The sequence below is a fragment of the Enterococcus massiliensis genome (assembly GCF_001050095.1).
Taxonomy (GTDB): domain Bacteria; phylum Bacillota; class Bacilli; order Lactobacillales; family Enterococcaceae; genus Enterococcus_C; species Enterococcus_C songbeiensis.
This window is the reverse complement of sequence record NZ_CVRN01000004.1, coordinates 191,703-204,415: the sequence shown is the minus strand read 5'-3', so window position 1 is coordinate 204,415 and position 12,713 is coordinate 191,703. Positions and strand designations below refer to the sequence as shown.

Genomic DNA, 12,713 nt, shown 5'->3' with positions numbered 1-12,713 from the left:
CCGATGATTTCTCTCTTTGCAAAAAAACAGGATGGTCCATAACTTATAAGTGAAGTTATGGCTCATCCTGTCAGAATCATGTAAAAAACTGCTGATCCGTCTTATTCTGCGGCAAAAAGATAAGGATATACAGGTTGATTTCCCGGATGGATCTCAACTTCCAATTCTTCATGTGCTTCTTGTAATGCGGCGCCTAATTTTTCGGCATCGTCTTGTGTAGCATCATCACCAAAAATAATCGTAACGATTTCGGTTTCATCTGAAATCATTTGATTCAAAGTAGTCAAAGCAGTCGTTGACTGATCTGGATCAGAAACGACAATCTTACCGTCGATCATTCCCAAAAAGTCTCCTTCTGTGATCGTCACTCCATCGATGGCGGTGTTACGAATCGCATGGGTAACGGAGCCGCTGACAACATTTGCCAAGGCATCGCTCATCGTAGTTTTGTTTTCTTCCAGTGTTGCTTGGTCATTAAAGGACAGCATTGCCGTCATCCCTTGTGGAATCGTCCGACTTGGAATTACCGCAACAGGGACCTCTGCGACTTCTGCCGCCTGATCTGCTGCCATAAAGATATTTTTATTATTCGGTAAAATGATAACCTGTTCTGCATTGACTTTATTAATCGCAGTCAAAATATCTTCCGTACTTGGGTTCATCGTTTGACCACCGCTGATAATATAATTAGCACCCAGGCTCTTGAACAATTCGCTCACACCTTCACCGGCTGCGATTGCGATGATTCCATAAGGAACCCGAGGTGCTTCTGCAAATTCTTGAACCTGTTCGTCATGTTCCAAAATCGTTTCGTGTTGTAAACGCATATTGTCGACTTTGACTTTGACTAATGAACCAAATTTTTGCCCGTAGTTCATCACTTCGCCGGGATGCTCTGTATGCACGTGGACTTTGATGATTTCATCATCGTTGACGACAAGCAAAGAATCGCCGATTTCATTTAGATAATTACGGAAAGTTTCATAATCAAAAGTACTGTCGACAGTTGGTCCTTCGCCGATATTTACCATGATTTCGGTACAATAACCGAATTTGATGTCTTCTGTTGCTAATTGTCCTTGGACGCTGCGGTGATGCTCGGCATTTACCATTTCATCCATGGCAGCTGGGGAAGGTTCAAATGTTTCATCTGCTTGATACTCTCCTGTCAAAGCAGCCAAAAAGCCTTCATAAATATAAATCAGTCCTTGACCGCCGCTGTCTACTACGCCGACTTCTTTTAAGACCGGCAATAAATCCGGCGTTTTTGCCAAGGCACGTTTGCCTCCGCGTAAAACCGCCGTCATCACTTCGATACAATCATCACTTTCGCTGGCTTTGCGTTCGCCGTATTCCGCCGCCACTCGGGCAACCGTCAAAATCGTTCCCTCAACCGGCTTCATGACAGCTTTATAAGCAGTTTCTACGCCATGACTAAAGGCTTGCGCTAATTCTTGTGGGTTTAATGTCGTGACGTCAGGGATTTGTTTTGAAAATCCGCGAAACAATTGCGACAGGATAACACCGGAATTTCCTCGCGCCCCCATCAATAGTCCTTTAGATAAAACCGTCGCTAAATCGCCGACTTTTTCAGAAGCGGAATCTGCGACCGCTTTGGCACCGCTGGTCATCGATAAATTCATATTCGTTCCAGTGTCCCCATCAGGAACCGGGAATACATTCAACGAGTTGACATACTCCGCATTTGCTTGCAGACGATTGGCACCAGCCTGGACCATTTCTTGAAATTGACTCGCGCTGATATTCGTTACTTTCACTGATAATCCTCCTTCGAATCGCTGTAGTTACACAGCATCGCTGCCTAATCAGGCAGTACACGTACACCTTGAACAAACACATTTACTGAATTGGCGGCAACGCCCAGCATTGTTTCAAGATTATATTTGACTTTTTCTTGGACATTTCGCGAAACTTCCGAAATTTTTGTCCCATAGCTTACGATTGTGTAAACATCCACCGCAATGCCGTTTTCTTCTTGACGTACAACGACGCCCCGTGAATAATTTTCTTTTCTTAAAATCTCATTGATGTTATCTTTGATTTGATTTTTGCTTGCCATCCCTACGATACCAAATACATCGGTTGCTGCACCGCCGACGACAGTTGCGATCACTTCATTTGTAATTTCGATAGTTCCTGATGCCGTTTTAATTTTTACAGCCATGATAAGCCTCCTTAACAGGCAATTTTGCCTATTTTCTACTACAATAGTTTATCATAGCTGACCCTTAAATAAAAGAAGGATCTACAGAAACAAAAACAGGCGCACCCTTTCACAACGTTGTATAATTTACATGGTTTGCAGGAAAAAGTCAATGTTTCACAGAAAATAAGCTTGCAAAATTACTGCGTTTATGGTAAATTCGTTTAGTATGAGCCAAATAAGCGCTCCAAGATCAAGGCAAAGGAGGAAATAGTCACATGGCAAAGGTTTGCTACTTTACAGGTCGTAAAACAACAAGTGGAAACAACCGCTCTCACGCAATGAACTCAACAAAGCGTACCGTAAAACCTAATTTACAAAAAGTACGTGTTCTTATTGACGGAAAACCTAAAAAAGTTTGGGTGTCAGCTCGTGCTTTGAAATCAGGAAAAGTTGAGCGCGTTTAATCACACAACTACTCAAACCGTTCGTTCATCGAGCGGTTTTTTGTTTTCTCAAAAATCAAAACAAGGCGGCCTCTTTGAAAAGGATCGCCTTGTTTTTTCTTAAATTTTCTATGTGCCGCTTCAACAAAAGCGAGGAAATATGTTCTTTTACATCTAATAAAAAACTACATTATTGATAACAAGGTGTCAATACCATAACGATAATTTATCTGATATTGTTTATATTTTACCAAATAAATTAAAAACTAAAAATAACAACATGAAATAAATTATTAAAAACTTTGGTTATTTTTTAATCAAAGACTTCCTTCTTCTTTTTTCATTGTTTTTGGAACTATGGTAAAATAAAAATCATTATGAAAGAAATTTGGTGGACTTATGTTTTTGACAATCAAACAATTTTGCAAACAACACGCCCGATATATGCTGGCTAGCTTTTTTATCCCACTGGGTATTATGGCCTTCATCTATTTGACGATTGGAATTTTCCCCGGCAGCAGCCGCAGTATTTTAGCCAGTGATGCCTTTTCCCAATTTTCGAATTTCCATGCGAGCTTTCGCAATGCATTACTGGGGAAACAAAGCTTCCTTTACACGTGGAATGCTTCTTTAGGATTGAATTACCTTTCTTTGGTTTCTTATTACCTAGGCGGCCTTTTCACGCCCCTTGTCCTGCTGTTTCCCAATCAATTGATGCCAGATGCCCTATATTTTTTGACTCTGCTGAAAATCGGCAGTGCCGGACTGGCTTTTTGGTTTTATGCTCGACAAACTTTTCACATCGAAAAATGGCAGCACGTGACTCTTGCCGTTTCTTATGCCCTGATGTCTTTTATCACTGCTCATTCTGAAATCATTATGTGGCTAGATGCTTTTGTTTATTTACCTCTTATTATCATGGGTATCGACCGCTTAATCCAACAGCACAAACCGAAGCTGCTGTTTTTCAGCTATCTGCTATTGTTTCTCTCCAGCTTTTATATGGGTTTTATGATTGCCATTTTTTCGGCACTGTATTTTTTGGTCCGCTTATTGGACAATTGGCGACAAACAAAAAAAGTGATTGTTCCTTATGGGCTAACGGCTTTGCTGTCGGGCGGCGCCTCCATGATTATCATTTTGCCAGCAATTTTAGATCTGCGGGCAAACGGGGAGGAATTAAGTAAAATCACCACCCTAAAAACCGAAGCAACTGATTTTCTCGATCTTGTCCTAAAAAATCTCGTGGGCGTTTACGATACCACCAAATACGGTTCGATTCCCTTTATTTATGTGGGTTTGCTGCCGTTGGTCCTTTGTCTTTTTTACTTTGTCTCTAAAGCACCCTTGAAACAAAAACTGCTGTATGCCGGCTTTTTTGCCCTATTGACTGCTAGTTTTTATCTGGTACCTCTGAATTTATTTTGGCACGGTATGCACGCTCCAAATATGTTTTTATTCCGCTATGCCTACCTGTTTTCTTTTCTTGTTATCATGTTGGCAGGTTACGGGTGGGAACGAGTGGATCAAAAATCCAACGGCAAACTACTGGGAGTCATTCTGATTCAAATGGCGTTGTTTTGCTTGGCCTTTGGAATTCGTCCTGCTGGTAGTTATGAATATATCAAATTTTCTTCCTTTGCCGTCAGCATTTTTTTCCTATTGCTCTACTTATTGGCCTTTGGTTTGTACCGACTACGAAGCTATCCTAAGCATTTATTCGTAGTGTTAATTCTGCTTGTAGTAAGTTTTGAAGCCATCGTGAACACCAATGGCATGGTGCGGGGAATTTTGAACGATTGGAATTATGCCTCCCGCAGTTTGTATACCGAACCTTATCCTGCCATCGATGAATTGGTTCAAAAAACCAAATCTGCGGATTTTTCTCGAGTGGAAAATCTTGATCCGGTTTCTTCCAATGACAGCTTTAATTATGGGTACAGCGGTGTCAGCATGTTTTCTTCCATCCGCAACCGCCATTCTTCCAGCTACTTGGATCAGTTGGGCTTTCGTTCACGGGGAACCAATCTAAACATCCGCTACCCCAACAATACGTTGTTGATGGACAGTTTTTTAGGAATCAAATACAATCTCAGCAAAACACCGATTAATAAATACGGCTTTACAGAAACCGCCCGCTCGAAGGATTATCAATTGTACAAAAACGAAAATGCACTGCCTCTGGCTTTTCTAGCGAATCCGGACGCCGCAAAGGTTCCTCAACCGTCAAATGACAATTTGACCAGTCAAACCAATCTAATCAACGGTTTAGCTGATCTGCAACAGACTTATTTTCAATTTTGGCCGCTGACGATTTCAGAAACGGATAACACAACGGTCACCTATGACGGAATGTACACGATTTTTACCGAAGAAAAAGGCAATCTCGCCAAGGAAGTAACATGGAAAGTCGCCGTTCCCGCTCATTCTCAGGCATACCTTAGTTTGTATCCGCAAGATTTTGCACAATTGGAAAGCTCGACAGCCACGATTACTGTCAACGGAGAACAGCGAAAGTCTCAAATCAACATTACGGGGCAATATTACGACCTCGGGTATTACGAACAAGCAACTGAAATTGAATTTACCGCCAGCTTCTATGGCACACAAAAAGTCGGCTTCCAAAATCCACAAGTGGTCACTTTGAACACCAAAGCCTATCAATCCGCTATGGATCAGATCAAGGAACAAGGTGTGAATCTAAATGTCGGCAAACGCTCCGCAGAGGGGCAGGTAACGACGAAAGAAGAACAACTGCTCGTTACGACGATTCCATACGAAAAGGGCTGGCAGGCAACCGTAGACGGCAAAAAAGTCCCTGTCTCCGCCTTTCAAGATGCTTTTGTCAGTTTGACGCTTCCAAAAGGCAAACACACCATTCGCTTGTCCTATTTGCCACAAGGATTTTTACCGGGGGTACTGCTCTTCTTCAGCTGTCTTCTTCTCTTCTTCCTATTTGATTATTTCTACCGCAAACAAAAAAGATAAAAAAATACCGAACAAGCCCTCTGACTTGTTCGGTATTTTTTAGGCTTTTGTTTCATAGCTAACTTTCATTAAGTAGAGCCCTTCTGGATGAGCAGTGGGTCCTGCCAAATCACGGTTTTTCGCTTCAATAATTGCTGGAATACTGTCGGCCGGCATCCGACCATTGCCGATTTTCAGCAACGTACCCATCATGATCCGAATCATTTTATACAAAAATCCGTTTCCACGAAAAGTAAACACCAACTCATCATCTGCTACCTGTTCCACCGTCGCTTCATAAATCGTTCGCACCTTGTCCTCCACTGAACTGCCGCTGGCGCAAAACGATGTAAAATCGTGAGTACCCAAAAAATCTGTCAATGCCCGCCTTATTTTTTCTAAATCTAAAGGATAAGGATAGTAGCTGGCATAGTGCCGCAAAAATGGACTACGGGGTTTGCCAATATTCAATCGAAATTGATAGGTTTTTTCCTGTACAAGATAGCGGGCGTGAAACGTGTCATCCACGATTTCCACCGATTTGACCGCAATATCCTCCGGCGATTGGGTATCCAAGGCAAAACGCATTCTTTCTAACGGACGTTCTTGGGGATAATCAAAATGGATGACCTGTCCCACTGCATGGACTCTTGCATCCGTTCTTCCTGAACCATGGACTTCGATAAATTGCCCATTCGCCATTTTTTGTATTGTTTTTTCTAATTCTCCTTGGACTGTCCGGCCAGTTTCCTGTCGTTGAAAGCCATTAAAATTTGTTCCATCGTAAGCAATGATTGCTTTGTAACGCACCACTGAAATTCCCCATTTCCTTCTTTTACTAAAACAAAAAGAAGCAGAAACGCTGCATCGCTGCTTGTTTCTGCCTCACAAAATCAGCTCTTTAAAAAAATCAAGATTGCTGTAACTGCCGCAAAAATCACTACGACCCATGTATCACGGGTATGCCAAGCCAGCTTGCGGTATTTGGTCCGTCCTTCGCCGCCAGTATAGCCGCGAGCTTCCATGGCGGTAGCCAGATCCTCCGCCCGATTAAAACTGCTGACAAACAGCGGAATCAGCAAAGGAACCACTGCCTTCATTTTTTGGATCAAACTGCCTTCCCCAAAATCGACCCCGCGAGCTCGTTGTGCGTTCATGATTTTTTCCGTCTCATCCATTAACGTAGGAACGAAACGCAACGCAATTGACAGCATCAAAGAAACTTCATGAACCGGAAATCGAACCGCTTTTAACGGTCGCAAAATATATTCGATTGCATCGGATAACTCTAAAGGAGCAGTGGTCAGTGTCAGTAAGGTAGACATGAAAATAATCAAAATAAAACGGCAAAAAATGAAAATCCCATTCATCACGCCAAACTCCGTGATATTAAAAATTCCCCATTGCCAATAAACCGCCCCACCGGTAGTAAACAGGACCTGCAATGCAACGGTAAATAAAATCAGCCAAATCAGCGGCTTGACGCCACGGATAAAGAACTTCAGCGAAACCCCAGACAAAAGAATACTGCCCAAAGTAAAGATACCTAAAAACAAATAGCTTTGCCAATTATTTGCTAAAAAGATAATACCAATAAAATAGAAACTGGCAAGTAATTTTACCCGCGGATCCAGATTGTGAATAATGGAGTCCCCAGGAATATAACGACCAAAAATCAATTTATTCATCATGGGCAATTCCTCCTTGCGCCACGATTTGATTTGCCAATTCATCAGCGGTTATTGGTAACTGCTCAAAGGAAAAGCCCTTTTTCGCTAACTCTAAAGCAAAGGATGTCGCAGTTGGCACACCGATTTTTTTCTCATTTGCCCACTCGACTTCTTGAAAGACCGCTTGCGGTGTTCCGCTTTTAACCAGGTGGCCTTTTTCCAGAATGTACATGAAATCTGCATATTCAGCGACATCATCCATTAAATGAGTTACCAAAATGATGGTCATTTTTTTGTCTCGATGAAGACGATCAAACATTTCCATCATATCCTTGCGGCCTTTAGGGTCCAAGCCGGCTGTTGGTTCGTCTAAAACGAGAACTTCCGGTTCCATTGCCAAAACACCGGCAATCGCCACCCGTCGCATTTGTCCCCCAGATAGATCAAAAGGGGAACGATTCAAATACTGGTCATCTAATCCCACCAGATTCAAATATTCCTTCGCTAAAGCCATCGCTTTTTCTTCCGGTACACCAAAATTCTTTGGTCCAAAGGCAATGTCTTTAGCCACTGTTTCTTCAAACAACTGTGCTTCAGGAAATTGAAAAACAATCCCGACTTTTTTTCGAATGGGTTTCAAATTTTTATTATCGGTTTCCGGTGTAATGGTGCGTTCACCAATCGTCACTGTTCCATCTGTGGGCTTTAACAAAGCATTCAAATGTTGCAGTAAGGTAGACTTGCCACTGCCGGTATGGCCAACAATCGCCGTATAGGTTCCTTCTTTGATAGCTAAATCAATCGCAAACAATGCCCGCTGTTCAAAAGGTGTGTGGGGCTGATAAGTAAAATCTACTTTTTCAAAACGGATGTCCATAACCAGTCCACCATCCTTTCTTCAGTCAAGTACTCGCTTGGCACCGTAATGCCCCGTGCTTTCAATGCCGCCTTTAATTTTTCAGGAAAAGGCAAATCCAAGCCCAATTCGATCAATTTCGGTCCCGCAGAAAAAATCTTCTCCGGTGTTCCTTCATCCACCAATTGTCCCTGACGCATAACCAAGACACGATTGGCATTGGCAGCTTCATCAATATCGTGAGTGATGGATAAAACAGTCAAATTATTTTGTTCCTTTATTTTTTTGATAGTAGCCAATACTTCTTCCCGACCTTCCGGGTCCAGCATACTGGTGGCCTCATCCAAAATAATGATATCCGGACGCAGCGCAACGATACCGGCAATTGCTACCCGTTGTTTTTGTCCACCAGAAAGACGGGCAGGTTCCCGTTTCTTGAATTCCGACATTCTTACCTGTTCTAATGCTTCTTGTACCCGAACCAGCATCTCTTCCCGGGGGACGCCCTGATTCTCCATACCAAAGGCAACATCATCTTCCACTGTTGATCCGACAAACTGATTGTCAGGATTCTGAAAGACCATGCCCACCATTTTGCGGATATTCCAAACGTTTTCTTCATTTAATGCCAGCTCACCGACAGAAACGGTTCCTTCTTGAGGTAAAATCAATCCATTGATGGTCTTAGCCAAGGTGGATTTTCCCGAACCATTATGACCAACGATCGCCACCCATTCCCCTTTCTCAATCGAAAAAGAAATGTCATTTAAAGCCGGTTGCGGTTCATCTGGATCATAGCTGAACTTGATATTGTTTAATTCAATAATTGGCTTCATGTTTGCTCCCTATCTCTGTTTTCATTCTTACTAAATCTATCAAAAAAACTTAGAGATTTCAATCATTCTTATCCTTTGTTTTTCTTTTACGCGCCATCAACTGTCAAGACAGTTGATCGAGGGTAAAAAAAAAGCACTTTATGATGAGTGCTTGCACCCCGAAAGAATCGGGATGCAGCGCTGAGCTAGACTCGGAAGTTGCCCTCCAACATCATAACACTCTTAAAAGAACATCTATAAAGTGATGAAAAGTGTGATTTTAAACAAGTTCTAGGATAACCATTGGTGCAGCATCTCCGCGTCTTGGTTCTGTTTTCAAGATACGAGTGTAGCCACCTTGGCGATCTGCATAACGAGGTGCGATATCACTGAACAACTTTTGTAAAGCTGATTCAACGACAACTTCTTCGTTTTCTTCACGAACACTTGCTACTTCGTTACGAACGAAAGCTGCAGCTTGACGACGTGCATGTAGATCTCCGCGTTTTCCTAAAGTGATCATTTTTTCAGTAGTTGAACGAACTTCTTTCGCACGTGCTTCAGTCGTCACGATACGCTCGTTAATGATTAAATCAGTTGTTAAATCACGCAACATCGCTTTACGTTGGCTAGATGTACGTCCTAATTTACGGTAACTCACGTGGGTTTCCCTCCTTCGTTTTCACTCCGTATACAGTTTATCCTTTGAAAAGGGCAAACTAGCATCCTTCGTAAACAATCTTAATCGTCTTTGCGTAAGCCCAAACCAAGATCATGTAATTTTGCCTTCACTTCTTCAAGTGATTTACGGCCCAAGTTACGTACTTTGATCATTTCTGGTTCAGATTTGTTTGTCAATTCTTGTACAGTATTGATACCTGCACGTTTTAGACAGTTGTATGAACGAACAGATAAGTCTAATTCTTCGATTGTCATTTCCAACATTTTTTCTTTTTGTGTTTCTTCTTTTTCAATCATGATTTCCGCGTTTTTCGCTTCATCCGTCAGATTCACAAAAATATCCAAATGTTCAGTCATGATTTTCGCAGCTAAACTCATTGCTTCCAATGGTAAAATGGAACCATCTGTCCAAATTTCCATTGTTAGTTTATCGAAATCATCTCGACGACCGACACGAGTGTTTTCTACTTGGTAGTTAACACGGCGAACAGGCGTATAGATTGAATCAACTGGAAGAACACCGATCGGCATGTCTTCTTTTTTGTTTTCATCCGCTTGAACATATCCACGGCCAGGTTTTACAGTTAAACGAGCATGGAATGTCGCACCTTCAGAAACATTGCAGATGTACATATCTTTATTCAAGATTTCTACATCGCTGTCAACAATAATGTCGCCAGCTGTTACATTGGCTGGACCGGTAATATCGATTTCAAGGGTTTTTTCTTCTTGCGTGTACATCTTTAATGCAAGACCTTTAATATTCAAGATAATTTGAGCAACATCTTCTCGCACACCTTTAATGGTTGAGAATTCGTGTAACACACCATCGATTTGAATACTAGTGATCGCTGCACCAGGTAAAGAAGATAACAAAATACGACGTAGGGAATTCCCTAAAGTAGTCCCGTAGCCTCTTTCAAGAGGTTCGACGATGAACTTGCCATAATCTTTTTCTTCATCAATTTTTACGATTCTTGGTTTTTCGAATTCAATCATTCTTATCTTTTACCCCTTTCAAAACGAAAAGTGTCTTGTTCAATGACGTAATTGTAAAACTCAAAATGAGCAGCACTCATTAAACACGACGGCGTTTTGGAGGGCGGCATCCATTATGAGGAACTGGAGTCACGTCACGAATTGCAGTCACTTCTAAACCTGTTGCTTGTAAGGAACGAATTGCTGCTTCACGTCCGGAACCAGGTCCTTTAACTGTTACTTCAACAGTTCTCAATCCGTGTTCCATTGCTACTTTTGTTGCAGTTTCTGCTGCCATTTGAGCGGCAAAAGGTGTTGATTTTTTGCTTCCTTTGAAACCTAATGCACCAGCTGATGACCATGATAAAGCATTCCCATGAGTATCAGTGATCATTACGATTGTATTGTTGAATGTTGAATGGATATGCGCGATACCCGCTTCAATATTCTTTTTCACACGGCGTTTACGACTCACTTTTTTTGCTGCCATGAAGTTTTAACCTCCTTCACTTAGGAATTATTTTTTCTTGCCTGCCACTGTTTTAGACGGGCCTTTACGAGTACGTGCATTGTTCTTTGTGTTTTGTCCGCGAACAGGCAAGCCACGACGATGACGGATGCCACGGTAAGAACCGATTTCCATCAAACGTTTGATGTTCAGGTTGACTTCACGACGAAGGTCACCTTCAACTTTTAATCTATCTACTTCCGCACGGATCGCGTCTGTTTGTTCATTCGTTAAATCACGAACGCGAACTTCTTCAGAAACGCCAGCGTTTGCTAAAATCTTTTGAGCAGTCGTGTTACCAATACCATAGATATAAGTAAGTGAAACGACTACTCGTTTATCACGAGGAATATCTACTCCTGCAATACGAGCCATATTTTGTTACACCTCCGATTATCCTTGACGTTGTTTGTGTTTTGGATTTGCTGGGCAAATCACCATAACGCGCCCTTTACGACGAATTACTTTACAATGTTCGCACATTGGTTTTACTGATGGTCTTACTTTCATGATAATACCTCCTGTGGTTTTACGGAGTACAATTATTTAAAGCGATACGTGATACGGCCACGAGTTAAATCATAGGGAGATAACTCAACGGTTACTTTATCGCCAGGTAAGATACGGATGTAATGCATACGAATTTTACCTGATACGGTAGCAAGAACTTGGTGTCCGTTTTCTAGTTCGACTTTAAACATTGCATTCGGCAAAGTTTCGACGACTGTACCTTCGACTTCAATCATATCTTCTTTTGCCACGCACAGTACCTCCTTGTACTTGTGATTTTCACACGATAAAACGGCGGAAACTGTCTGTTCCCACCTAAGTTTCTCAAAAAATGCTTCTAGGTGAAAGCCTAAAAGTCGGACTGACACATTTTATCATAATTTGTCATACTTAGCAAGAGAAAGTTTCAGCGCTGCAAGTCGGTTACGGGCAATCATTTCGTTACTCGATGATTTTCTTAACATCTGAAAATACAGCATCGATCTCACGATTACCATCAATAGACTGCAGCAAACCTTTTTCTTTATAGTAAGCTAAAATTGGTTCACTACCTTTTACATTGACAGCTAGACGATTTTTGACCGTCTCAGGCTTATCATCTTCTCGTTGGTAAAATTCGTGTCCGCCACAGCGATCACAAGTTCCTTCAACTGTAGTTGGGTTGAAGATTTTATGATACGTTGCACCGCAATTGCGGCAGATAAAGCGACCAGCTAAACGTTCAACGAGTATTTCTTCAGGGACATGGATTTCAACAACGTGATCCAATTTCTTTCCAAGTTCATTAAGCATTTGGTCCAGCGCTTTGGCTTGTTCCAAAGTCCGAGGAAAGCCATCTAATAGAAAGCCTTTGTCGGTATCCGGTTCAGCCAAGCGTTCTTTGACGATGCCGTTCGTTACTTCGTCAGGAACTAGTTCTCCATTGTCCATGTATGATTTTGCTTCCAGGCCAAGAGTTGTTTTGTTTGCCATTGCGGCACGAAACATATCACCTGTTGAAATATGCGGAATTTGGTAAGCAGCGACGATTTGTTCTGCTTGCGTTCCTTTTCCAGCTCCGGGTAATCCCATTAAAACGAGGTTCATACTTACTCCTCCTGTAAAGTTGTAGAATGGTG

15 protein-coding genes are annotated in these 12,713 nt (G+C 41.9%); 2 read left to right on the top strand and 13 right to left on the bottom strand.

Annotated features, from left to right (window positions below):
• Nucleotides 1-101: 101 nt before the first annotated feature.
• A complete protein-coding gene (locus tag BN1875_RS02820; RefSeq protein WP_048603341.1) occupies nucleotides 102-1,778 on the bottom strand; it encodes a DAK2 domain-containing protein in 1,677 nt (558 codons plus the stop codon).
• A 44-nt stretch (nucleotides 1,779-1,822) separates the two neighbouring features.
• A complete protein-coding gene (locus BN1875_RS02815) occupies nucleotides 1,823-2,185 on the bottom strand; it encodes an Asp23/Gls24 family envelope stress response protein (protein ID WP_048603340.1) in 363 nt (120 codons plus the stop codon).
• Nucleotides 2,186-2,442: 257 nt separating this feature from the next.
• Between BN1875_RS02815 and rpmB the strand changes: the two genes are divergently transcribed.
• Both rpmB and BN1875_RS02805 read left to right on the top strand, forming a co-directional pair.
• Complete coding sequence (rpmB, locus tag BN1875_RS02810; protein WP_048603339.1) at nucleotides 2,443-2,631, top strand: 50S ribosomal protein L28; 189 nt, start codon at nucleotides 2,443-2,445, stop codon at nucleotides 2,629-2,631.
• A 378-nt stretch (nucleotides 2,632-3,009) separates the two neighbouring features.
• Nucleotides 3,010-5,598 (top strand): YfhO family protein, encoded by a 2,589-nt coding sequence (locus BN1875_RS02805; RefSeq protein WP_048603338.1) that lies wholly within the window; start codon nucleotides 3,010-3,012, stop codon nucleotides 5,596-5,598.
• Nucleotides 5,599-5,637: 39 nt separating this feature from the next.
• Here BN1875_RS02805 and truA read toward each other — a convergent pair whose 3' ends face one another.
• The 11 genes from truA to BN1875_RS02750 all read right to left on the bottom strand — a co-directional run bounded on the left by truA (nucleotide 5,638) and on the right by BN1875_RS02750 (nucleotide 12,681).
• Entirely contained in the window at nucleotides 5,638-6,390 is a 753-nt protein-coding gene (gene truA / locus BN1875_RS02800; RefSeq protein WP_048603337.1) for a tRNA pseudouridine(38-40) synthase TruA, read from the bottom strand.
• A gap of 80 nt (nucleotides 6,391-6,470) precedes the next feature.
• Nucleotides 6,471-7,268 (bottom strand): energy-coupling factor transporter transmembrane component T family protein, encoded by a 798-nt coding sequence (locus BN1875_RS02795; RefSeq protein WP_048603336.1) that lies wholly within the window; start codon nucleotides 7,266-7,268, stop codon nucleotides 6,471-6,473.
• Nucleotides 7,258-8,124: an energy-coupling factor ABC transporter ATP-binding protein gene (locus BN1875_RS02790; protein WP_048603335.1), complete on the bottom strand. Its 867-nt coding sequence runs from the start codon at nucleotides 8,122-8,124 to the stop codon at nucleotides 7,258-7,260. Before BN1875_RS02790 ends, BN1875_RS02795 begins: the two co-directional genes overlap by 11 nt.
• Nucleotides 8,100-8,939, bottom strand: a complete 840-nt coding sequence (locus BN1875_RS02785; RefSeq protein WP_048603334.1) for an energy-coupling factor ABC transporter ATP-binding protein — start codon at nucleotides 8,937-8,939, stop codon at nucleotides 8,100-8,102. The genes BN1875_RS02790 and BN1875_RS02785 overlap by 25 nt, the downstream gene beginning before the upstream one ends.
• A 259-nt stretch (nucleotides 8,940-9,198) precedes the next feature.
• Nucleotides 9,199-9,579: a 50S ribosomal protein L17 gene (gene rplQ / locus BN1875_RS02780; RefSeq protein ID WP_048603333.1), complete on the bottom strand. Its 381-nt coding sequence runs from the start codon at nucleotides 9,577-9,579 to the stop codon at nucleotides 9,199-9,201.
• 80 nt (nucleotides 9,580-9,659) lie between these two features.
• Entirely contained in the window at nucleotides 9,660-10,598 is a 939-nt protein-coding gene (locus tag BN1875_RS02775) for a DNA-directed RNA polymerase subunit alpha (RefSeq protein WP_048603332.1), read from the bottom strand.
• A 79-nt stretch (nucleotides 10,599-10,677) separates the two neighbouring features.
• Entirely contained in the window at nucleotides 10,678-11,067 is a 390-nt protein-coding gene (rpsK, locus tag BN1875_RS02770) for a 30S ribosomal protein S11 (RefSeq protein ID WP_048603331.1), read from the bottom strand.
• A gap of 27 nt (nucleotides 11,068-11,094) precedes the next feature.
• Entirely contained in the window at nucleotides 11,095-11,460 is a 366-nt protein-coding gene (gene rpsM, locus BN1875_RS02765; RefSeq protein WP_048603330.1) for a 30S ribosomal protein S13, read from the bottom strand.
• A gap of 18 nt (nucleotides 11,461-11,478) precedes the next feature.
• Entirely contained in the window at nucleotides 11,479-11,595 is a 117-nt protein-coding gene (gene rpmJ / locus BN1875_RS02760) for a 50S ribosomal protein L36 (protein WP_002288710.1), read from the bottom strand.
• A gap of 32 nt (nucleotides 11,596-11,627) precedes the next feature.
• Nucleotides 11,628-11,846, bottom strand: coding sequence for a translation initiation factor IF-1 (infA, locus tag BN1875_RS02755; RefSeq protein ID WP_002356224.1), 219 nt, complete (start codon nucleotides 11,844-11,846; stop codon nucleotides 11,628-11,630).
• Nucleotides 11,847-12,036: 190 nt separating this feature from the next.
• Complete coding sequence (locus BN1875_RS02750) at nucleotides 12,037-12,681, bottom strand: adenylate kinase (RefSeq protein ID WP_048603329.1); 645 nt, start codon at nucleotides 12,679-12,681, stop codon at nucleotides 12,037-12,039.
• Between the last annotated feature and the right edge of the window lie 32 nt (nucleotides 12,682-12,713).